Source organism: Mycobacterium sp. E3305 (assembly GCF_001666785.1).
Classification (GTDB): domain Bacteria; phylum Actinomycetota; class Actinomycetes; order Mycobacteriales; family Mycobacteriaceae; genus Mycobacterium.
In genome coordinates, this window is the sequence record NZ_LZJA01000006.1 from 24,128 (window position 1) to 46,462 (window position 22,335).

General features: G+C 67.5%; 21 protein-coding genes and 1 pseudogene. 16 read left to right on the forward strand and 6 right to left on the reverse strand.

Features of this window, described 5'->3' with window-relative positions; translation table 11 throughout:
- Positions 1 to 75 precede the first annotated feature (75 nt).
- Positions 76 to 627, forward strand: coding sequence for a TetR/AcrR family transcriptional regulator (locus A5701_RS00740; RefSeq protein ID WP_067747463.1), 552 nt, complete (start codon positions 76 to 78; stop codon positions 625 to 627).
- A 79-nt stretch (positions 628 to 706) separates the two neighbouring features.
- Here A5701_RS00740 and A5701_RS00745 read toward each other — a convergent pair whose 3' ends face one another.
- Positions 707 to 2,179: a carboxyl transferase domain-containing protein gene (locus A5701_RS00745; RefSeq protein ID WP_067747465.1), complete on the reverse strand. Its 1,473-nt coding sequence runs from the start codon at positions 2,177 to 2,179 to the stop codon at positions 707 to 709.
- A gap of 27 nt (positions 2,180 to 2,206) precedes the next feature.
- On the opposite strand from A5701_RS00745, the gene A5701_RS00750 reads away from it, so the two are divergent.
- From A5701_RS00750 to A5701_RS00780, 7 genes are read left to right on the forward strand one after another with little or no spacing between them, the layout of a single operon-like run.
- Positions 2,207 to 2,938, forward strand: coding sequence for an enoyl-CoA hydratase (locus A5701_RS00750; protein ID WP_067747467.1), 732 nt, complete (start codon positions 2,207 to 2,209; stop codon positions 2,936 to 2,938).
- Positions 2,939 to 2,943: 5 nt separating this feature from the next.
- Positions 2,944 to 4,056, forward strand: coding sequence for an MBL fold metallo-hydrolase (locus A5701_RS00755; protein WP_156669852.1), 1,113 nt, complete (start codon positions 2,944 to 2,946; stop codon positions 4,054 to 4,056).
- Positions 4,057 to 4,096: 40 nt separating this feature from the next.
- Entirely contained in the window at positions 4,097 to 5,674 is a 1,578-nt protein-coding gene (locus A5701_RS00760; RefSeq protein ID WP_067747469.1) for a serine hydrolase, read from the forward strand.
- Complete coding sequence (locus A5701_RS00765) at positions 5,671 to 8,043, forward strand: cation-translocating P-type ATPase (protein ID WP_067747471.1); 2,373 nt, start codon at positions 5,671 to 5,673, stop codon at positions 8,041 to 8,043. The genes A5701_RS00760 and A5701_RS00765 overlap by 4 nt, the downstream gene beginning before the upstream one ends.
- 59 nt (positions 8,044 to 8,102) lie before the next feature.
- The gene (locus A5701_RS00770; protein WP_067747473.1) at positions 8,103 to 8,291 is read left to right on the forward strand and encodes an antitoxin; all 189 of its coding nucleotides are present in this window, start codon (positions 8,103 to 8,105) and stop codon (positions 8,289 to 8,291) included.
- Between the two features lie 4 nt (positions 8,292 to 8,295).
- Positions 8,296 to 8,769 carry an SRPBCC family protein gene (locus A5701_RS00775; RefSeq protein WP_067747475.1) on the forward strand — a complete coding sequence of 158 codons (474 nt, stop codon included), beginning with the start codon at positions 8,296 to 8,298 and terminating at the stop codon, positions 8,767 to 8,769.
- A 41-nt stretch (positions 8,770 to 8,810) separates the two neighbouring features.
- Positions 8,811 to 9,245 carry a hypothetical protein gene (locus A5701_RS00780; protein WP_067747477.1) on the forward strand — a complete coding sequence of 145 codons (435 nt, stop codon included), beginning with the start codon at positions 8,811 to 8,813 and terminating at the stop codon, positions 9,243 to 9,245.
- A 4-nt stretch (positions 9,246 to 9,249) separates the two neighbouring features.
- Here the strand turns inward: A5701_RS00780 and A5701_RS00785 are convergent, their stop codons facing one another.
- The 5 genes from A5701_RS00785 to A5701_RS00805 form a co-directional block, all read right to left on the reverse strand.
- Positions 9,250 to 9,729, reverse strand: coding sequence for a VOC family protein (locus A5701_RS00785; protein WP_067747479.1), 480 nt, complete (start codon positions 9,727 to 9,729; stop codon positions 9,250 to 9,252).
- On the reverse strand, positions 9,729 to 11,243 hold the full coding sequence (locus tag A5701_RS00790) for a carotenoid oxygenase family protein (RefSeq protein WP_067747481.1): 1,515 nt from the start codon (positions 11,241 to 11,243) through the stop codon (positions 9,729 to 9,731). Before A5701_RS00790 ends, A5701_RS00785 begins: the two co-directional genes overlap by 1 nt.
- A 1-nt stretch (position 11,244) precedes the next feature.
- On the reverse strand, positions 11,245 to 12,471 hold the full coding sequence (locus A5701_RS00795; protein ID WP_067747489.1) for an acetyl-CoA acetyltransferase: 1,227 nt from the start codon (positions 12,469 to 12,471) through the stop codon (positions 11,245 to 11,247).
- Between the two features lie 255 nt (positions 12,472 to 12,726).
- Positions 12,727 to 14,139, reverse strand: a complete 1,413-nt coding sequence (locus A5701_RS00800) for an MFS transporter (protein WP_082969645.1) — start codon at positions 14,137 to 14,139, stop codon at positions 12,727 to 12,729.
- Between the two features lie 331 nt (positions 14,140 to 14,470).
- Complete coding sequence (locus tag A5701_RS00805; protein ID WP_067784105.1) at positions 14,471 to 14,692, reverse strand: hypothetical protein; 222 nt, start codon at positions 14,690 to 14,692, stop codon at positions 14,471 to 14,473.
- A 394-nt stretch (positions 14,693 to 15,086) separates the two neighbouring features.
- Between A5701_RS00805 and A5701_RS00810 the strand changes: the two genes are divergently transcribed.
- From A5701_RS00810 to A5701_RS00835, 8 genes and pseudogenes are all read left to right on the forward strand, one after another.
- Positions 15,087 to 16,562 carry a DUF4185 domain-containing protein gene (locus A5701_RS00810; RefSeq protein WP_067747495.1) on the forward strand — a complete coding sequence of 492 codons (1,476 nt, stop codon included), beginning with the start codon at positions 15,087 to 15,089 and terminating at the stop codon, positions 16,560 to 16,562.
- 84 nt (positions 16,563 to 16,646) lie between these two features.
- On the forward strand, positions 16,647 to 16,787 hold the full coding sequence (locus tag A5701_RS27865; RefSeq protein ID WP_156669853.1) for a hypothetical protein: 141 nt from the start codon (positions 16,647 to 16,649) through the stop codon (positions 16,785 to 16,787).
- Positions 16,788 to 16,833: 46 nt separating this feature from the next.
- Complete coding sequence (locus A5701_RS00815) at positions 16,834 to 17,067, forward strand: hypothetical protein (RefSeq protein ID WP_067747497.1); 234 nt, start codon at positions 16,834 to 16,836, stop codon at positions 17,065 to 17,067.
- Between the two features lie 240 nt (positions 17,068 to 17,307).
- Positions 17,308 to 18,903 (forward strand): GMC family oxidoreductase, encoded by a 1,596-nt coding sequence (locus A5701_RS00820; protein ID WP_067747499.1) that lies wholly within the window; start codon positions 17,308 to 17,310, stop codon positions 18,901 to 18,903.
- A 25-nt stretch (positions 18,904 to 18,928) separates the two neighbouring features.
- The gene (locus tag A5701_RS00825) at positions 18,929 to 20,152 is read left to right on the forward strand and encodes a CaiB/BaiF CoA-transferase family protein (protein WP_067747501.1); all 1,224 of its coding nucleotides are present in this window, start codon (positions 18,929 to 18,931) and stop codon (positions 20,150 to 20,152) included.
- Positions 20,149 to 20,586: pseudogene (locus tag A5701_RS28670) on the forward strand (nuclear transport factor 2 family protein). Before A5701_RS00825 ends, A5701_RS28670 begins: the two are co-directional and overlap by 4 nt.
- Positions 20,587 to 20,702: 116 nt before the next feature.
- Positions 20,703 to 21,392 carry a TetR/AcrR family transcriptional regulator gene (locus tag A5701_RS00830; protein ID WP_067747503.1) on the forward strand — a complete coding sequence of 230 codons (690 nt, stop codon included), beginning with the start codon at positions 20,703 to 20,705 and terminating at the stop codon, positions 21,390 to 21,392.
- Positions 21,393 to 21,536: 144 nt separating this feature from the next.
- A complete protein-coding gene (locus tag A5701_RS00835; RefSeq protein WP_156669854.1) occupies positions 21,537 to 22,100 on the forward strand; it encodes an amidohydrolase family protein in 564 nt (187 codons plus the stop codon).
- Positions 22,101 to 22,335 lie beyond the last annotated feature (235 nt).

The window sequence follows — 22,335 nt, forward strand, 5'->3', positions numbered from 1 at the left end:
AACGCTTGTTGGCATAACCCCATGCTGGCGCGCCGGCGGGGCTATGTCAACAGTTGTTGGCCTACAATTGTTGACATGAGACGGTCAGCAGACGAGACGAAGGCGGTGATCCTGGCGGCGGCCCGCGAGCGCTTCGGCGCGGTGGGCTTTCAGGGCGCGACGATTCGGGCCATCGCCGCCGACGCGGGCATCGATCCCGCGATGGTCATGCGTTACTACGGCAGCAAGGACAAGCTGTTCGCCGCCGCGGCCGAGTTCGACCTGCGGTTCCCCGACTTCACGAGTACCGACCCGGCCCAGGTCGGGCGGTCGCTGGTTCGGCACTTCCTCGAACGCTGGGAAGGCGACGAGGCGCTGGTGATCCTGCTGCGATCCAGCACCACTAATGGCGAAGCGGCGCAACGTATGCACGAGATCTTCGGTGCCCAGATCCGGCCACTGGTGGAGGCCTTCGTCCCGCCCCGAGACTCCGGCGTGCGGGCCGGGCTGATCGCGACCCAAATCCTCGGTATGGCATTGTGCCGCTTCGTGTTACGGCTGCCTCCGGTCGTCCAGATGAGCCGCGACGAGATCGTCGACTGGCTCGGCCCGACCATTCAGCGCTACCTCGGACTGCCGGACGGGTGATCGGGAGAGTCAAACCACGGCGACGTCTTCCGGCGTGTCGCGTGCGTGGTTTTTGTGTCGCGAGTCGCTGGGCGCGATCTCAGGGCAAGCCGATTCGGCGGTAACGCCGCAACCGAGCGGCCAGCCGCTCGGTTGCCGGTAGCGCGCGCAGCCCGTGCACCTCGGCGGCGATGGCGTGCGAGAGTCGCTGGCAGAACTCGACCGGTTCATCGGCGGCATCGGGATGCTCCGGCACCACGGCGTCGACAATGCCCGACACCAGCAGATCGAGCGACCGAATGCCTTGCGCGGCGGCCAGTTCCGCGGCGTGATCGGTGTCGCGGAAGACGATCGCGCTGGCGCCCTCCGGCGGCAGGGGCGCCAGCCAGCCGTGCAACGCCGCCAGCACCCGATCGGCGGGCACCATGGCCAGCGCCGGCCCACCGCTGCCCTGGCCGAGCAGCACCGACACAGTCGGGGTGTCGAGCGTGACCAGCTCGGCCAGGCACTGGGCGATCTGGCCGGCCAGCCCGCCCTGTTCGGCGTCGGCCGACAGCGCGGGCCCCGCGGTGTCGATCACCAACACCAGCGGCAGGCGCAGCTCGGCCGCCAGGGCCATGCCGCGCCGGGCCTCCCGCAGCGACGCGGGGCCCACCATCCCGCCCGTCACGCGCTGCTGTCCCAGAACCACCGCGGGCTGTCCGGCGAAGCGGGCCAGGGCCAACAGGGTCGTCGCCGCTTCCCCCCGCCCGGTTCCCGACAGCAGCACCAGATCGGTGGCGCCGTGGTGTAACAGCAGCCCGACGCCCGGACGGTCGGGGCGGCGGGACGCCACCACGGAGTCCCACGCCGGCACGTCGGGGATCGATTCGGGCGGCGGCGCCGCCGGTAGGGGCTCGGCCGGGTCGGCGATGACGGTCAGCGCGCGGTCGAGCATCCCGCGGAGCTCGTCGACCGCGACGACACCGTCGATCACGCCGTGGCGGTGCAGGTTTTCCGCGGTCTGGACGCCCTCGGGGAAGGGCTCGCCATAGAGCAGCTGGTACACCCGGGGGCCGAGAAAGCCGATCAGGGCTCCCGGCTCGGCGACCGTGACGTGACCCAGCGAACCCCACGACGCGAACACCCCGCCGGTGGTCGGATTGCGCAGGTAGACCAGGTAGGGCAGGTGCGCCTGCTTGTGCAGGCGCACCGCGGCGGCGATCTTCACCATCTGCAGAAAGGCGACCGTGCCTTCCTGCATGCGGGTGCCGCCGGAGCTCGGCGAGGCCAGCAACGGCAGGCCCTCGGCGGTCGCGCGCTGCACCGCGGTGGTGATCCGCTCGGCCGCGGCCACCCCGATCGAGCCGCCCAGGAAACCGAACTCGCACACCACGACCGCCACTCGGCGCCCGAAGATGCGGCCCTCGCCGGTCAGCACCGATTCGTCCAGGCCGGTGGCCGCCCGCGCGTCGGCCAATTCCCGCGAATACGCCTCGCTGACCGGCACGGCGAGCGGCTCGCTGTCCCAGCGGACGAAGGAACCGTCGTCGAGCACCGCGTCGCGCAGCTGAGCAGCCGTGATACGACTCACGACACGAGGCTATATAGGGTGGCTGCCATGATCGGTGTTACCCAGGCCGAGGCCGTGCTGACCATCGAGCTGCAGCGGCCCGAGCGCCGCAACGCCCTGAATTCCGAACTCGTCGAGGAGCTGCGGGAAACTTTCCAGAAGGCCAGCGACGGCACCGTTCGGGCCATCGTGCTGACCGGGCAGGGCACGGCGTTCTGCGCCGGTGCGGACCTGAGTGGCGATGCGTTCGCCGCCGACTACCCCGACCGGCTCATCGAGCTGCACAAGTTGATGGATGCCACGCTGATCCCGGTGATCGGCGCCATCAACGGTCCGGCCATCGGCGCGGGCCTGCAGCTGGCGATGCGATGCGATCTGCGGGTCGTCGCACCGGAGGCATTCTTTCAATTTCCGACCTCGAAATATGGCCTGGCGCTGGATAACTGGAGCATCCGTCGGCTGTCCTCGCTGGTCGGTCACGGGCGGGCCAGTGCGATGCTGCTGACCGCAGAAAAGCTGACGCCCGAAGTTGCGCTGCAGTGTGGATTGGCCAACCGCATCGGGACAGTGGCCGACGCCCAGGCGTGGGGCGCCGAGATCGCCGGCCTGGCGCCGCTGGCGATCCAGCACGCCAAGCGGGTGCTCAACGATGACGGCGCCATGGACGATTCGTTGCCGGTGCACAAGGAGCTCTTCGACAAGGCGTGGGGGAGCCAGGACGTCGTCGAAGCCCAGATGGCCCGCATCGAGAAGCGACCGCCCAAGTTCACGGGAGCCTGACCCTCATGCTGCGGGGGGCGCTGCGGCTGGCCGCGGGCACGGCGTCGCTGGCGGCCGGCGGCTGGGTGGTGCGGGCGCTGCACGGCGCACCGGCGGCCCTGGGTGCGCACCCCGCCGCGATCCGGGCCGTGGCCGAGGGGTCACCGAACTACCGCGACGGCGTATTCCTCAACCTCGACCCCGCCTCGAACTTCGTAATGGATCGCGAGGAACTGCGGCTCGTCGTCTGGGAGCTGATCGGCAATCGCAGCGTGGGCCGGCCCGCTTCGCCGATCCCGTTGGCCGCGCCGGCGCTCTTCGACGGTGATCCCAGGCGGCTCGCCGTCAGCTGGTTCGGCCACTCGACGGCCCTGTTGGAGATCGACGGCTACCGGGTGCTCACCGACCCGGTGTGGAGCGACCGGTGCTCACCGTCGGACATCGTCGGGCCGCAGCGGCTGCATCCGCCCCCGGTGCAACTGGAAGGGCTGCCTGCCGTCGATGCCGTCGTGATCAGCCATGACCATTACGACCACCTCGACATCGACACGGTGTTGGCGCTGGCCCGCACGCAGCGGGCACCCTTCTTCGTCCCCCTCGGCGTCGGCGCCCACCTGCGTGCTTGGGGGATCCCCGAGCACCGCATCGTCGAACTCGACTGGCATCAGAGCGCCAAGGTCGACGAGCTCATCGTGACTTGCCTGCCGGCGCGGCACTTTTCGGGACGCTTCCTGGACCGCAACACCACGCTGTGGGCGTCATGGGCCTTCGCCGGCCCGAATCATCGCGCCTATTTCGGCGGAGACACCGGCTACACCGAGAGCTTCACGCGCATCGGCGAAGAGCACGGGCCGTTCGACCTGACCCTGCTGCCCATCGGGGCCTACAACAGCGCGTGGCCGGACGTCCACATGAACCCCGAGGAGGCGGTCCGGGCGCACCTGGACCTCACCGAGGCCGGGCTGCTCGTGCCGATCCACTGGGGCACCTTCCGGCTGGCCCCCCACCCGTGGGCCGAGCCGGTGGAGCGACTGCTCTCCGCCGCGGAACCGGAACGGGTCAATGTCGCGGTGCCCGCTCCGGGCCAGCGCATCGATCCCACATCGCCGGTGAAATCGAATCCCTGGTGGCGGCTCTGAATTCTGAGGCCCGGCAACCTCCCCACGCTAAAGTTCCGCCATGACGAAACGCGCGGCCGCGGCCGCTGTCACGGTGCTGCTCGCCATGACCGGATGCGGGCCCGCGCAACCGGCTTCCAGCCCGCCCGCGCTCTCTGACGCACCCCCCAACGAGGTGTCCGGCGTTGCGATCCCCGCTGGCCGCATCGACGACGCCGTCGCGAAGGTCGACGGCCTGGTCGGCGACCTGATGAAGAGCACCGGCGTCCCGGGCATGGCGGTGGCTGTCGTTCACGGTGGAAAAGTTCTGTACGCCAAGGGCTTCGGCATCAAGGACGCCAGCAAGGGGCAGGGTCGAGGCAACAGGGTGGACGCGGACACCGTCTTCCAGTTGGCGTCGGTATCCAAATCGGTCGGCTCGACGGTGGTCGCGCACGAGGTCAGTGAGAACGTGGTCGCCTGGGACACGCCGGTCGTGTCCAAGCTGCCGTGGTTCACGCTCAGCGATCCCTACGTCACCAGCCACGTGACCGTCGCCGACCTCTATTCGCATCGTTCCGGGCTGCCCGACCACGCCGGTGACAAACTCGAAGACCTGGGTTATGACCGGCGGCAGACCCTCGAGCGGCTGAAGTTCCTGCCGCTGGCCCCATTTCGGGCCAGTTACGCCTACACCAACTACGGGGTGACGGCGGCGGCCGAGGCGGTGGCCACCGCGGCGGGCAAGTCGTGGGAGGACCTGTCGGACCAGGAGCTGTACCGGCCGCTGGGAATGACCTCGACGAGTTCCCGGTTCGCCGACTTCCTCGCCCGGCCCAACCGCGCTGTGAACCACATCAAGATCGACGGCAGATGGGAGCCCCGATTCCAGCGCGACCCGGACGCGCAGTCGCCGGCGGGCGGCGTGAGTTCGTCGGTGAACGACATGGCGCGCTGGCTGATGATGTTGCTGGGCAACGGAACTTACAACGGCCAGCGGATCACCTCGGCGGAAGCCTTACTGCCGGCGATCAGTCCGCGGATGGTTTCGACACCCGCGAAGACCCCCGGGGCGCGCACCGGGTTCTACGGATACGGCTTCAACGCGTCGGTCGATTCGTCGGGGCGCACCGAATACAGCCATTCGGGCGCCTTCGATCTCGGCGCGGCGACCAACTTCGTGGTGCTGCCCTCGGAGGACCTGGCCATCGTCGCGCTGACCAACGGTGCGCCCTACGGCATCCCGGAAACGCTGACCGCCCAATTCATGGACCTCGTTGAGTATGGCCAGATCCGCGAGGACTGGGGCGCTCTCTACAACAAGGCGATCGGCTGGCTGAACAACCCGGAGGGCTCGCTGGTCGGCAAGCAGCCGCCGGCGAACCCCGCCCCGGCCAGGCCGCTCGGCCAATACGCCGGCGTGTACGCCAACGACTACTGGGGCCCGGCCGTCGTCACCGAACGGGACGGGGCGCTGCAACTGACGATGGGACCGAAGAACCGGGCGGTCCCCCTGACGCACTGGGACGGCGACACCTTCACCTTCGGTCTGACCGACGAAAATGCCCCGCCCGGAACGGTTTCCAAGGCCGTGTTCTCCGGAAACACCCTCAATTTGGAGTACTACGACTCCGACAAGCTTGGGACGTTCACCCGATGATCCCCGGATTGACCGATGCCGAGGTGGCGCAGCGGGTCGCCGATGGCAAGAGCAACGCTGTCCGCGAACGCGCCACCCGCAGCATCCCGGACATCGTGCGGGCCAACGTCTTCACCCGGATCAACGCGATCCTGGGCGTGCTGCTGCTGATCGTGCTGGCGACGGGCTCGCTGATCAACGGGATGTTCGGCCTGCTCATCGTCGCCAACAGCGTCGTCGGCATGGTGCAGGAAATCCGGGCCAAGCAGACACTGGATGCGCTGGCGATCGTGGGGCAGGCGAAACCATTGGTGCGCAGGGAATCCGGGACGAGGACTCTGCCGCCCGCACAGGTGGTCCTCGATGACATCATCGAACTCGGACCCGGCGACCAAGTCGTCGTCGACGGCGAGATCGTCGAGGAGACGAACCTGGAGATCGACGAGTCGCTGCTGACCGGTGAGGCCGACCCGATCGGCAAGGCCACGGGCGACGCCGTGATGTCGGGCAGCTTCGTCGTCGCCGGGTCGGGCGCCTACCGCGCCACCAAGGTCGGGCCGGAGGCCTACGCGGCCAAGCTCGCCGAGGAGGCCAGCAAGTTCACCTTGGTCAAATCCGAACTGCGCAACGGCATCAACCGGATCCTGCAGTTCATCACCTACCTGTTGGTGCCTGCCGGCCTGCTGACGATTTACACCCAGTTCTTCACCACCCACGCGGGCTGGCGGCAGTCGGTGCTGCGGACAGTGGGTGCGCTGGTGCCGATGGTGCCCGAGGGGCTGGTCTTGCTGACATCGGTCGCGTTCGCCGTCGGGGTCGTCCGGCTCGGCCAGCGCCGGTGCCTGGTGCAGGAGTTGCCCGCCATCGAGGGGCTCGCCCGGGTTGATGTGGTCTGCGCGGACAAGACCGGCACCCTGACCGAAAACGGCATGCGCGTCGCGGGGGTCGAGGAACTCGAAGCGGTGCAACGGAACAACGTCGAGGAGGCGCTGGCGACGCTGGCCGCCGCCGACCCGCGCCCCAACGCCAGCATGCAGGCGATCGCGGAGACCTATCAGCGGCCGCCCGACTGGACCGTCACGGCGACCGCCCCGTTCAAGTCGGCCACCAAGTGGAGCGGGGTGTCCTACGGCGACCGCGGCAATTGGGTGATCGGGGCGCCGGACGTGCTGCTCGATCCGGCGTCGGAAGCGGCCGAGCGGGCCGAGCGCATCGGCGCGCAGGGGTTGCGGGTGCTGCTGGTCGGAACCGGCGATGTGACCGTCGACCACCCGGACGCACCGGGCCGCGTCACCCCCGTCGCGCTGGTGGTTCTGGAGCAAAGGGTCCGCCCGGACGCCGCGGAGACGTTGGATTACTTTGCCGAGCAGGGTGTTTCGGTGAAGGTGATCTCCGGCGACAACGCGGTGTCCGTGGGGGCCGTAGCCGACAAACTCGGATTGCGCGGCGAGACGATGGACGCGCGCCGGCTGCCGTCCGAACCCGCGCAACTGGCCGACGCGCTGGATGCTTACACCACGTTCGGCCGGGTGCGGCCCGACCAGAAGCGGTCGATTGTGCACGCACTGCAATCGCACGGGCATACCGTCGCGATGACCGGAGACGGCGTCAACGACGTGCTGGCCCTCAAGGATGCCGACATCGGCGTCGCGATGGGCGCCGGCAGCCCGGCGTCGCGGGCCGTCGCACAAATCGTGTTGCTGGACAACAGATTCGCCACCCTGCCGTACGTCGTCGCCGAGGGCCGACGGGTGATCGGCAACATCGAGCGCGTGGCCAACCTGTTCTTGACCAAGACCGTCTACTCGGTGCTGCTGGCGCTGCTGGTCGGCATCGAATGCCTGTTCGCCAAGGTGATCAAAGCGGACCCCTTGTTGTACCCGTTCCAGCCGATTCACGTGACGATCGCGGCGTGGTTCACCATCGGAATCCCGTCGTTCATCCTCTCGCTCGCCCCCAACAACGAACGCGCCTATCCGGGCTTCGTCCGGCGGGTGCTGAGCTCGGCGCTGCCGTCCGGGCTGATCGTCGGGACCGCGACCTTCGCTTCCTACCTGCTGGCCTACCACGGTCGGCACGCGACCTTTCAGCAACAGGAGCAGGCGTCCACCGCGGCCCTGATCACGTTGCTGATGACGGCGCTGTGGGTGCTCGCGGTGGTCGCTCGCCCCTACCAGTGGTGGCGGGTCGCGCTGGTGATCGCCTCGGCCCTGGCCTACGTCGTGATCTTCAGCATCCCGCTGGCCCGCAAGGCGTTTCTGCTCGATCCATCCGACGTGGTGGTGACCTCGACCGCCGTGGGTATCGGTGTGCTGGGCGCCGCCGCCGTCGAGGCGATGTGGTGGATCCGGGCGCGGATGCTGGGCGTGCAGCCGCGGATGTGGCGCTGACCACCCGGAGCACGGGCCCGCAGGGTTAGTAGGATTTGCGGCGGGGAAAGGACGGGTGCATGGGATTCTTCGACAAGGCCAAAGACCTGTTGTCGCAGAACGCCGACAAGGTCGGGACGGCGATCGACAAGGCCGGCGAGTTCGTCGACGACAAGACGCAGGGCAAGTACTCCGACACCATCCACAAAGTGCAGGAAGAAGCCAAGAAGGCAGCCGAGGCCGCGGCAAAAGGCGACGACCAGAACTGAGCTCATGGCGAAACTCTCCGGATCCATCGATGTCCCGTTGCCACCCGAGGTGGCGTGGAAGCATGCCTCCGACCTGTCCCGCTACAAGGACTGGCTGACCATTCACCGGGTGTGGCGCAGCAAACTGCCCGACGACATCGACAAGGGCACGGTCGTGGAGTCGATCGTCGAAGTCAAGGGCATGTACAACCGGATCAAATGGACGGTGGTGCGGTACAAGCCGCCGGAGGGCATGACGCTCAACGGGGACGGTGTCGGCGGCGTGAAGGTCAAGCTGATGGCGAAGGTTCAGCCCGCCGAGGAGGGCTCCATCGTCAGCTTCGACGTCCACCTCGGCGGCCCGGCGCTGTTCGGCCCGATCGGGATGATCGTCGCCGCCGCCCTGCGGGGCGACATCAACACGTCACTGGAGAACTTCGTCACGGTGTTCACCCGGCCCGATCCCGGCATGAATGGACACGGCGGCGTTCACCGCTGATCGCCTCGGCCACCGGTCCCGAGTCGGTTAATCTCGCTAGCATGACTCGCCGGCTGCGTCCTGGGTGGCTGGTGGCGCTTTTCGCGTTGGTGATCTCGGCCAGTGCGTGGCTGCCGTGGCTGACGACGGCCGTCAACGGCGGGGGCTGGGCCAACGCCATCGGGGGCGCGCACGGCAACCTGGAACTTCCGCGCGGGTTCGGCGCGGGTCAGCTCATCGTGCTGCTGTCCTCGGCGCTGCTGGTCACCGGCGCGATGGTCGGCCGCGGCCTGTCGGTGCGGCTGGCTTCGGTTGGCGCACTGTTGATCTCGCTGCTGATCGTCGCGCTCACGGCCTGGTACTACAAGCTGAACGTCAATCCGCCGGTGTCGGCGCAGTACGGCCTCTACGTCGGCGCGGTGGCGGCGGTGTGCGCGGTGGTGTGCTCGATCGCGGCGGTCATCACGGCGTTGGCTTCCCGACGGTCCGGCCGCTGAGGATTCAGGGCGACGGGAACTCGTGCTTGCCCGAGCTGGCGCTCTCGCTGGGCTCGTTGACGCCGAACACGAAGGGCGCGAACACGATTTCGCGGCCGTCGGGGTCGCGGTAGGTGAACGCGCCCGTCGCCTCCCAGTACGGATGTTGTTCGACCGGCTCGTGCCCGGCGGCCCGAAGCCGTGCGATCGCCTCCTGCTGCGCCCGGCGGTCGGGGAAGTAGAGGCACAGCTGTTCGTGCGGGTCGACCGCGACGGGCTCGACGGATTCCACGATTTCCAGGGTCAGGTTCCAGCTGGGCAGGCCGAAGATGGCGCCGTTGCTGCCGTAGCTCTCGCCGAACGTCTCGAAGAGCGGCAGCCCGACGAGTTCGCGGTAGAACCGCACCGTGTCCTGAAAGTTCGACGACCGGCGGGCGAACCGGATCCCGCCGATCGGCGCGAGCTGCGGGGGCCAGTGCGTGGTGCGGCGGGGGTTGTGCGCCATCACAGCCCGACCGCTCCGGCCGCCGACTCGGCGGTGTTCCAGTGTCGCAGCTGTGCGCCGGGTGCCCACGTCGAATGGGTACCGCTCGAGATGCGCTCGGGCAGTTGAAGTTTGCACACCGGCCCGTCGGCGATCCGGCCCGCGTCGAAGATCACGCAATAGGAGGCATCGGCGTTCATGTCGGTGGTGAGCGTGACGAGGTAGCCGTCGTCCTCGCCGGTGGCACCGACTCGCGGCGCCATCGCCGTCTCGCTTCCGTAGACGCCTTCGCCGAAGGCGAATTTCTGTTGGCTTCCGGTTTGCAGGTCGTGTTTGACCAGCCCGTCGAACAGGAACCAACCGGGTTTGCCGGTCGCGGCGTAGGCGTAGCGGTAGTTGCCCGCGGCGTAGTCGGGGTTGATGGTGCCGAACTCGGTGATGGAGTCCGACAGCCGTTCTTCCCGCACGGCGCCGGTTGTCAGATTGAACCGCCACCGATGCAGCCGCGACTGCAGCCGGTCGAGCGCCAGGAAGCGAAACAGCTTGTCCCACTTCGACCCACCGGTGTCGGCCGGGGAAGGGTCACCCTCGAAGAATCCGTCGAGCACGATCTCGTCGCCGTCTTCGTAGGCGTTGACGAAGTGCAGCACGAAGGTCGGGTCCGCCTCGAACCATCGGATGTCGGCGGGCCCGCCGCGGCGGGGGAGGATCGCGAAGCGTGACGGGATGTCCGGGAAGAAGCGCGGCACGTGCACGTCGTGCTCGAGCAGGGCGGGGTCCCAGAACAACGGGAAATCGTTGAGGATGACGTAGTTTTCGGTGAACGCCATGTCGTGGGGCAGGCGCGGCCCCGGCAGTGGGATGTCGACGTAGTGGACCAGCTCGTTGCTCTGGTCGACGACGCCGTAGCGCATGTACGGGTCCCGCTTGCTGTAGTTGAAGAACAGCAGCTCACCGGCCTTGGCGTCGACCTTCGGGTGCGCGGACACGCCCCAATCGGTGGGGAACCGCCCGTTCCAGGTCTCCTTGCCCAGGTTCTCACCCGAACACGGATCGACCCGGTACAGGTCGCCGCACTGGTAGAAGCTGGTCAGCGCCACGCCCCGGTGCACGATGACGTCGGTACTCGACGCGTCCTTCATCCGGGTGCGAGCGCCCCAGCCGTCTTCGCGCTTGGCCAGTTGCACCGGCTCGGCCAGCCCCGGCCAGAGCGGCTCGCCGGCTTCGTTCTCCGCCAGGAAGCCATCGGTGCGTACGAAACGGTTGCGGTAGAACGCCTTTCCGTCGCGGAAGCCGACCATGTGCAGCATGCCGTCGCCGTCGAACGGGTGGTAGGTCTTCAGCGCCGGGTGCAGCGGGTTCTCGGTGTTGCGGAGGTAGATGCCGTCCAGGTCGCGCGGGATCTCCCCCTCCACCGCGGTGAGGTCGTCGTCGTCCCACTCGGTGGTCTGGGGACGCCACGGTCCGGTCCGGTACGGGTGGTCGTCGTCCTCGGGCAGCGTGGACAGAAACTTGCCGACGATCGCGACGTCCATGTCACACACCTGCTGCCGTGCTGACAACGAAACTCACCGTGGTGGCGGTGCTGCCGCCGAAATTGAGGGTGCCGAAGGTCTTTGCCCCGTCGACCTGGTACTCGCCGGCCGCGCCGCTGACCTGTTTGGCCGCGTCGAGCAGCATGCGCACGCCCGACGCCCCGACCGGGTGGCCGCCACCGATCAGACCGCCGCTCGGGTTGATCGGCAGCCGGCCGCCGATCTCGATCTCGCCGTTCTCGATCGCTTTCCACGACTCGCCCGGGCCGGTCAGGCCAATGTGGTCGATCGCCAGGTACTCGCTGGGTGTGAAGCAGTCGTGCACCTCGTACCCGTCGAGGTCGTCGAGGGCCAGCCGCGCGCGCCGCAGCGCGTCTTGCACGGCGGCCCGCACGTGCGGGAGCACGTAGGGGTCGTCGGCGGCCCGGTCGAGCTTTTGCCGCAGACCCAGTCCCACCGTGCGGTGTCCCCAGCCGTTGATGCGGCCGATGGGCCGCGCATCGGGATGGGCGCGCAGATAGGCGTCGCCGACCAGAACCAATCCCGCGCCGCCATCGGTCATTTGGCTGCAGTCGAAGCGCCGCAGCCGGCCCTCGGTGATCGGGTTGGTGGTGTCGTCGTCCGTGATGGGGTCGGGGACCGTCCACCCGCGCGTCTGGGCGTTCGGGTTGCGCCGCGCGTTCGCGAAGTTGAGCTGCGCGATCGCCCGCAGGTGCGCGTCGTCCAGGCCGTAGCGGCGGTCGTATTCGTCGGCGACCTGAGCGAACATCGACGGCCACAGGTAGCGGGCGCCGGCCCCCTCGTGACCCGTCCAGGCGGCGGCCCCCAGATGCTGGGCCGCGGTGTCGCCGGGCACGGTTTTCTCGAGCTCGACGCCGAGCACCAGGGCGGTGTCGTAGGCGCCCGACCGCAGATCCGCCATCGCCGACAACGCCGCGATGCTGCCCGACGCGCACGCCGCTTCGTGCCGGGACGCGGGGGTGTCCCAGAGGTCGGCGCAGACCGTGGCCGGCATCGCGCCGAGGTGGCCCTGGGCGGCAAACATTTCGCCGAACGCGTTCGCGACGTGCACCACTTCGATGTCGGCGGCGTTCACTTTGGCGGCGGCGAGCGTGCCCTCGACGACCTCGGCGGTCAGGGCGGCGAAGTCGCGGCCCTCCTTGTTCAGGTTGCGGGCGAAGTCGGTTTGCCAGCCGCCCAGGATCCACACGTCCGTCGAGCCATCCATACGCGCACGGTACTCCTGGATCGCCTCGGCGTTGAGGTCTGTCCGCGAGGGGGCGGGGTGAACGGGGTGCCCGAAGATGGGGCGGCCCCGTCGGCTCTCGGGCTGAACCGACGGGACCTAGGCGAACGCGAAGGCCGGCCGACGCGTGCGCCTCTCATGGAACATTGCCCCGTACCGCGGACGACAAACATGTGAAGTCAACCTCCTGGCCTGTTCGATGGGGGCCACCGCTTGGGTGCCGCGCCCACCCGCGGCTCAGACGGCCCCGGGGACGAGCTCGGTGGGGTCCGGTCCGTCCGGCTGACCTGCCGTGATGCCGCCGTGTTTGCGGGCGTCGGCCAGGTCGATTGCCGCCAGGTCTATGCCCCTCGTCTCGACGGCGGTGACGACGGCCACGGCGCTCACCGCGGCGGTCGCCGCCAAATACCAGGAGATCGGCACCGCGGATTTGTACGTCTGGAGTAAGCGCACCGCGATGATCGGTGCCAGCGAACCGGCCACGATCGAGGTGACCTGGTAGCCGAGCGACACCCCCGAATAGCGCATCCGGGTGGGAAACATCTCGGCCATGGCCGCGGGCTGGACCGCATACATGAGGCCGTGAATCACCAGGCCGAGGACGATCGCCGACAAGATGACGGCGTTACGGCCGCTGTTCATCATCGGGAACGCGAAGAAGCCCCAGGTGCACGCGCTGATCGCACCGATGAAATAGATTGGGCGCCTGCCAAATCGGTCACTGAGTCGTCCGGCCAGCGGGATGACGACGAAGTGGACCGCGTGCGCCACCAGCAGCCACCACAGGATGGTCTTGGTGTCGGCGTGCACGTGGACTTTCAGATAGGTGATCGAGAAGGTGACGACGAGGTAGTACATCGTGTTCTCGCCGAGCCGCATGCCCATGGCGGTGAAAACGCCACGTGGGTAACGCTTTAACACCTCGACCACGCCGACGCGGGCGGTACTGACCCGCTCCAGCTGCCGTTGCGCCTCGTAGAAGATCGGCGCGTCGGTCACCTTGGTGCGGATGTAATAGCCGATCAGCACGACGATCGCGGACAGCCAGAAGCCGACGCGCCAGCCCCAGCTCAGGAATGCCCGGTCCGACAGCGTCGAGGTGAGAATCAGCAGCACGACGGTGGCCAGCATGTTTCCGCCCGGCACGCCGGCCTGCGGCCAGCTGGCCCAGAAGCCGCGACTGGACGTCGGGCTGTGCTCGGCGACCAGCAGGACCGCCCCGCCCCACTCGCCGCCGACGGCGAAGCCCTGTGCGAACCGCAGCACCACGAGCAGCGCCGGGGCCCAGTACCCGATCTGGGCGAAGGTGGGCAGGCACCCCATCGCGAACGTGGAGACACCGACCAACAACAGGCTGAGCTGCAGCAGCCTCTTGCGGCCGTACCGGTCGCCGAGCTGACCGAAGACGATCCCACCGAGCGGGCGGGCGGCGAAGCCGACGGCGTAGGTCACGAAGGCGGCGAGGATCGCGTCGAGTTCGTTGCCGCCGCGGGGAAAGAACACCTTGCTGAAGACCAGGGTTGCGGCGGTGCCATAGAGGAAGAACTCGTACCATTCGACGACCGTGCCGGCCATGGATGCGGCGACCACGCGGCGCAGATACGCCTGGCTTTCGAATAGCTTGCCACGCAGGCCATTACGGTCACTCATGGTCGCCCTCCTCGGCGTGCCGCCCACCCGGGGCGCCGACCGAGTTTGCCGAGACCGGCGTTACTGCTAGACCGCGGCGACGGCGGGTGTGCTGGCGGATCGGAGCGTACCTGGCGAGCACGCTCCACGCACGGTCTCCCGCCCGTGCGCCCGTCGCGGCCGTCCGGCTCACGGGTCCCGTAATCACGACGAAACGGGCACAGGCGGGAGTGCCCGCCGCCGCACAGCGACAAGTTGGGGTGGCCGGACGTCGCGACCGGATTGACGCTCAGAGGCGGGCGGGCACGCGCTCGGTTGAGCGGCGCGAAGCCACTCGCATCGCCGACGATCGTTACGGAAGCGGCGGTGCCGGTGGCGCCGACGGGGCCGGCGGCGCGGAGAGAGTCGACGGCGGCGCCAGGGTCGTGAGCGGGGTGGGCGTGGTGGTGGGCGCCTGGGTTTCGGTGCCCGCCGGTGCCGCGGTCATGGCGGGACCGGCGCCGTGGCCCAGCCAAGCCGCCGCGGCGACGGAAACGCCGGCGATCGTCAGCAGTGCGTTGCGCTGGTCTTTCATCAGGACCTCCCTGCTCGAAGACAAGATCCGCATAGCGAATCACTTAAACCCGTTATACGGATCAACATGTCACGGAAGAATAACACCGAAATCGGCGCCGGCAACACCTGCAAACAAGGCGAGAACGTCGCTCGACCGCCATGGGTTACGGGAAGTTCCGAGCGGTCTACTGCGGAAAACGGCAGCCGGCTCGCAGGGTGATGGCGTTAGCCCAGGAGGTGCGCGAGCTAATCGCTCGATACGCGCAATTCCCGTGCGATCGGCCGCGTTGCGACACGGTCACGGATGGATACCTATCGTCGCATCACTAGTCACAACAACCGCTCTAATCACTATCGTCACATGAGCCAACTGCGGACGTCAATGCGGTGTCCCGCCGCTCGAAAGGTGTTACATGTCGGCGATTCTTCGAAGTGTGTCGCTCTCGATGGCGTCGGCGGCCGCAGTCGGACTCGTCTTCGTGGTCGGGCCCGCGCCGATGGCTTTTGCCACCCCGTGTGGCGCACCGGAAGCGAACGTGGAGCCGCCCGTCGCGCCGCCGGCGATGCCCGCACCCCAGCCGGTCGTCCAGCCGCCGACCGGACGCCGGCCGACGCACACGAATGACCAGGCACCCCTGCCCAGGCTGGGCCCGCTGATCTCCCAGTTCCTCAAACCGACGACTCCGGGTCGCCAGGTCGCCCCGATGAGACCCCAGGCCGAGGTCCTCCCGCCCGGGCCCAATCCGCCCGTACCCGGTCTGCCGCAGCCACCGAACGCCGGTCAGCTGCAGCCCAACGCCGCCCCGGTCCCGCAGCCGCAGCCGGCGCCACCGCCGCCCTCGATCGCGGGCGCGCCCACGTCGCTCGTCGACTGGGTGACCGGGCCCGACGGCCCGAACAAGACCCTGCAGCGTTTCAGCATCTCGGGTACCGACCTCGGGATCGCCTGGGACAACGGCGATCCCATGAATCGCCAGGTTCTGATGGCGTTCGGGGACACCTTCGGCTACTGCAAAGTCAAGGGCCAGCAGTGGCGCTACAACACGTTGTTCCGCAGCTCGGACCATGACCTGTCGCACGGCATCCACATCGCGGACGGCCTCCCCAACGATCGGTACTCCGGGTCACCGGTGTGGACGACAAGCCTGTCCAAGCAGGTCGTCAACACGATCCACAAGGCCGCGCACGAGACGGGAATCATCCCGACCGCCGGCATCTCGATCGGCCGGACGCAGTACATGAGCTACATGTCCATCCGGCAGTGGGGCCGCGACGGCGAATGGTCCACGAACTACTCGGCGATCGCCAGGTCCAATGACAATGGCCAGAATTGGGGAATCTTCCCGACTTCGATCCGGACGGCCTCCGCGGACGCCATCCCGGGAGCCGGGTTCACCCCCGGCAATGAGAACTTCCAAATGGGTGCGTTCATGAAGGGCAACGACGGTTACCTCTACCAGTTCGGAACCCCTTCGGGGCGCGGCGGCGCCGCATTCCTGTCGCGAGTGCCACCGGGCCAATTGCCCGACCTCACCAAATATCAGTACTGGAACGGCGACGAGGGCGGCCGCTGGGTCCCCAACAACCCGGGCGCGGCGACGCCGATCTTCCCCGGCCCGGTGGGCGAGATGTCGGCCCAGTACAACAGCTACCTGAAGCAGTACCTGGTGCTCTACACCAACGGCGGCAGCAACGACGTGGTGGCGCGGACCGCGCCCGCCCCGCAGGGACCGTGGAGCCCCGAGCAACCGCTCGTGTCGTCGTTCTCAATGCCCGGCGGCATCTATGCGCCGATGATCCACCCCTGGTCGTCGGGCCGGGACCTCTACTTCAACCTGTCGCTGTGGTCGGCATACGACGTGATGCTGATGCACACCGTCTTGCCCTAATCGTGACCGTGTCGCACCCCAAATAGTCGGCAAAGCAGGCGCACCCTGAAGAAAGCGGGGGCCCAGCGAGAGAGGAGATCGGCGATGATCACCTTCGAGAACCCGGCCACGTCGACCGCCGGCAAGCCACGGCGGCCAGACATCGAGGTGCGCATCGAGGGTGTGCACCGCAGAGACGGCGCCGTTCGCCTTGGCATCCTGCTCGACGGGCGGATGGCCACATAGCCGAGCGCGTCGCGGCCGGCCGCAAGGGCCGGGGCAATATAGACGCGTGAGTTGGGCGAAGCGCGAAGCGAGGGCGCTCGCGGAGACGAGTCTGACCGGCGACGCGTTGCTCGCTGAGCTGGAAGACTATGTCCGCGCGAACAATCCGCAGTTGACGGACGTCCGGCTGGAGCGGGCGACCCCGACCGAGGAGTACGACGCCACCGTCCGGCCGCCGAGGCGGTGGTACGACGTCACTTACCTGGCCGACGACGGCGAGGGATACGGCATTCGACCGTAGGCCTTGCGGCCGAACGGCTTGCCGGTTCCCAGACCGACTACACCAACACGCAACGAGCTCGCCCCGTGACGATGCCACCGGGTTCGAGAATTGCTGTTGATCATCTCAATCGTCAGGCGCGCGCAGCGCCGCCTCGACGCTAGGGATTCGCTGAGGTACTTCCGTCGCTGAACCGCCGAGGCTACTCTGCTGAGAACGCTGTTCTCCTGCAGCGAGTACGCCGACTCGGAAGGGCTGACGGTGAGCGAGTTCGACTACGTCGTGGTGGGCGGCGGGTCTGCGGGGTGCGTATTGGCAGATCGGCTCAGTGTTGACCCCGGCAACAAAGTCTTGCTCCTCGAGGCTGGCGGCACCGACCGCAACCCGTTGGTGTCAATGCCCAAGGGCTTCGCGTTCTTGATGAAAAACCCGCGCTACGTGTGGGAATACGACGTGGAACCGTTTGGGCCGCACCGACAGCAGGAGCATTGGGTCAGGGGCAAGCTACTCGGCGGGTCGAGTTCGATCAATGGGCTGGTCTACAACAGGGGGCAGGCGGCCGACTACGACGATATCGTCGCCCGCGGCAATCCCGGCTGGGGTTGGGACCAGATGCTGCGCGTCTTCCGGACTATCGAGGATCACAGTCTGGGCCCCTCCGCGGTCCGCGGCGCCGGCGGCCCCGTCGGTGTAAGCGTTATCAACACCCACGACGAGGTCTCCGAGGCGCTGATGGATGCCGCGACCACTCTGGGCATCAAGCGGGTCGAGGACATCAACGCCTCCGACGAGGAGCGCACCGGGTACACCGCGGCCACGATGCGGAAGGGTAAACGAGTCAACTCCGCGAGGGCTTTTCTGCACCCCGCTATGAAGCGGCCCAACCTCACGGTGCTGACCGGCGCAATCGCCCAACGAATCGTCTTCGAATCCGATCGCGCCGTGGGTGTGGAGGTGAGTTCGGCCAAGGGCAAGCAGGAGCTCCGGGCCTCCCGCGAGGTGATCGTCTCGTGCGGGAGTTTGGCAACTCCGAAGCTGTTGCAACTGTCGGGGATTGGGCCGAAAGACGTATTGACCGCGGCCGGCGTCGACGTCAGGGTGGACAGCCCGCGAATCGGCGAGGGATTGCGCGAGCACCGGTGCATACCGCTGCAGATGCGGCTCAAAGACAACAAGGGCTACAACCGGTTTCTGTCCACCCCCGTTGGCCAGGCGCGCGCGGGGCTGCGCTATCTGACCACCCGCAAGGGGCCGATCGGCACCGCCGCCTACGACATGCTCACTTTCATCCGCGCCGACCCGGCGAGCGAACGGCCCGACGCGCAAGTGCTCATGACACCCTTCTCGTTGGGTGTCGGGCCCGTTGACGGGGGCATCGAAGGCCGGGCGGGCCTATCCCTCCTGGGCTTCGTTCTGCGGCCGACCAGTCAGGGCTCGGTGCGGATTCGATCGGCCGACCCCAGTCAGCCGCCGCGCGTCGAGGTCGCATACCTCGAAACCGATTACGACAAAAGGGTATCGGTGGCAATGTTCCGGCGCATGCGGGACATCGTCGAGCAGCATCCCGTGGCCGACATGATCTTTTCCGAGATCGAACCCGGGCCCGCGGTCGACGACGACGACAGCATCCTGCGGGCGGGACTCCTCTACGGCGGCGCCGGGTATCACGCGTCCGGGGCGTGCGCGATGGGCCCGGCGGAATCCGACCCGTTGGACGCCCGCCTGCGTGTGCGTGGGGTGCCCGGGCTGCGCGTCGTCGACGTGTCCATCCTGCCGACGATGGTGGCCGGCAATCTCAACGGCCCCATCATGGCGATGGCCTGGCGGGCCGCCGAAATGATCCTCGAGGACCGATGACCGATCGACAGTTAGGACAGTTGCCATGACCGCTGTGATGCAAGGGATCCGCGTCCTCGAGGTCGCCGAGCACACCTTCGTTCCCGCGGCTTCGGCGATCCTGTCCGACTGGGGCGCGGACGTGATCAAGGTGGAACCCGCCGAGCGCGGCGACGCGATGCGCGGCATCATGTCGACCGGCAACCTGGGCCTCGACGGTGGTGCATGGCATCCGCTGCTGCAACACTCCAATCGCGGAAAGCGAAGCATCGGTTTGGATTTGAGCACGCCCGAAGGCGTCGACATCCTCTACAAGTTGGCGGCGACGTGCGACGTCTTCCTGACCAACAAGCTGCCCGCGGTGCGTTCCAAGCTGCGCATCGACGTCGACGACATCCGGGCCGCCAATCCCAACATCGTTTACGTCCGTGGATCAGGGTTCGGCTCGCGCGGCCCGGACGCCGATCGCGGGGGATATGACGTGTTGGGATACTGGTGCCGCGCCGGGGTCGCCTACGGGGCCAAACCCGTTGAATTCGAGGCGATTCCGGGCCAACCCGCGCCCGCGTACGGCGACTCGATCGGCGCGATGACCATCGCGGGCGGCATCTCGGCGGCACTGCTGCATCGCGAACGCACGGGCCAGCCGCCGGTTGTCGACGTGTCGCTTCTCGCCACCGGAATGTGGGCGATGGGGGCCGCCATCGCGTTGTCGCACGAGTTGAACCATCCGTGGGGCCAGTTCCCGGTCGGCACAGATGTGGGCAACCCGCTGGTGGCCACCTACCAGACGTCGGACGGGCACTGGTTGCAATTGGCGTGCCTGCAGGGATTCCACTACTGGCCCGAGACTTGTCGGGTGATGGGCCTGGCCGAATTGGTCGATGACGAGCGGTTCGCCGATGTCGCAAGCTTCGCCGCGAACAGCCCCGTCGCGAGGTCGATCCTCGCCGAGCGGTTCGCCTCTGCGCCGCTGGCCGAATGGAAGCAACGCCTCGGCGACTTCCGTGGCCAGTGGGCGCCGGTGCAGGACTCTATCGAGGTGACCGCCGACCCACAGGTCATCGCCAACGGGTATGTGGTTCAGGCCGAGGCCGCCTCGGGTGAGAAGCACCCGCTGGTGGCCACGCCCGTCCAGTTCGACGAGGAGTCGGCACCGACGCGACGCGCGCCCGACTTCAATGAACACGGGGACGCGATTTTGACCGACGACCTCGGCATGGACTGGGACGACATCATCGACCTAAAGGTCAAGGGCGTCGTCGCGTGACCGCCGCCGACGCGTTGGTCGACGAGCTGCGTATCCGCGGGGTGATCGAGCGCTACTGCGCGTTACTCGACAGCGGCGCGACCGATGAACTGCTCGAATTGTTCGACGAGAATTGTTCGTTCGCCGCGATGGGACGGACCTACCGGGGCCGCGCCGAGCTGGCGGCGCTGTAGGCGGGTCTGCGGCCCACCGACCGCCCTGGCACCCTGCATGCTGTCGTCAATCCCGTCATCACCGTCGACGGCGACCGTGCGAGCGCTGTGAGTGGTTGGGCCATGCTGGACCGAAGCGGTCAGGAAGGTGCGACGGTCATCGCCCTGGCGGGGCGCTACCTGGATAGATTGGCCCGCGGATCCGACGGGGTGTGGCGCTTCACCGATCGCCGCGTGCAGACCCTTGCCAGGCCGGCGGCAACAGCCGAACAACGCACCTGACGGCCCCGTGCGTAATCGAAGTCACTACATGTTCTCATCATGAGCACTGCGTGTATCCGTTGGCCGAGGCCAACGTTATCGGCTAATGGAAACGCCGGCTCGCTACGCTGTGGTGTGTGAGCAAATCGGGAACCGACGTGTCGGCCTGGTTGACGTCGGCGCCACGGCCGGAGTCGCGCTGGCGGGTGCGCTCGACGGAGCGGGCGACCGAGGATGTGCGCAAACGGGCTCAGGCGCGCAGCGACCGGTTCCTGCACATCGCGCTGGAATTGCTCAGTGAGGGAGGCGCGGAAAATCTCTCCGTCCGAAAGGTCGTCGAACGATCCGGCATGTCACTGCGGTCTTTCTACCAATCGTTCAGCGGTACCGACGACCTTTTCCTGGCCATCTACGAAGAAGCCACGCTCGGCGGCCTTGAGCGGCAGCTGGCCGCGGTCGCCGAAGCGGGCACCGACCCGGTGGATCGCCTTCGGGCCTTCATGCAAGCCGAGTGGTTGGCGTCCGATCCGGCCCCGCCACTGTTGCAGCGCTCGTTGGTCAGCTTTCATCAGCGGCTCAGCGAAACCCGTCCGGCCGAGCTTTCGGCCTTGCTGCAGCCCCAGCACCGAGCGCTGACCGAGCTGCTTGCCGCGTGCCGTGACGCCGGTATGCGCAGCCCGCCGCTGGATGATTCGACGATCGCGTCGATCTTGCTGCACACGACGATGGAGATGCTGCAGGCGCGCGTGCTCGGCTTCTATGTGGGCGAGAACGTCGCGTTCGACCAGTTCTGGACCTTCTTGGAAACCGCCTTTACCCGGCCCTGACCGGGCGCGAAAGGCGCGCACCCGGACAAGATCTGCACTGGGTACCGCAAGCATTGCCTGAGGCTACGGCGTCGGCTAGCCTCGCATGAGAACGGTGTTCTTCTCTAGCGGATACACCGAATCGGACTGCGAGGAGAGTTTGCGGTGAATCTTGACGACATGATCTTGGTGAGCATCGATGACCACGTGATCGAGCCGCCGGATATGTTCAAAGGTCATGTCCCCCAGAAGTGGGCGGACCAGGCGCCAAAGGTCGAGCGCAGCCCGGAGGGCATTGATCGCTGGGTATTTCAGGGCATCGAGACCTCGACGCCGTTCGGCATGTGCGCGGTGGTCACGTGGCCCAAAGAGGAATGGGGCTTCAACCCCGGCGTGTTCTCCGAGATTCGGCCCGCCTGCTACGACGTCAACCTGCGGGTGCGCGACATGGACGCCGGGGGCGTCCTCGCGTCGATGAACTTCCCGACCATGGCGGGGTTCAACGCGCGGACGTTCTGCGAGGCGGCGGACAAGGACCTCGCGCTGATCATGCTGAAGGCCTACAACGACTGGCACGTCGACGAGTGGTGCGGATCGCATCCGGGCCGGTTCATCCCGATCGGCATTGTGCCGATGTGGGATCCGGAATTGTGCGCGGCCGAGGTGCGGCGTCTGGCCGACAAAGGCTGCAAGGCCATCAGCGTGAGCTGGGTGGGCAGGATGATGTGATGGTCGATCGGAGCGTCAGGCGCCAGCGTGATCAGGCCGCCACTGGCCCCGATGTGCATGCACAGCACGCTGCCCGTCTCCGACATCGCGGTCAGCATCGGGTCCCAGTGCTCGCTGTGAAAGCTGGGGAAGCCGAAAGCGTGCGGCGCCTCGAGGAAGCTGATGGCCTTGCAGCCTTTGTCGGCCAGACGCCGCACCTCGGCCGCGCACAATTCCGGATCCCACATCGGCACAA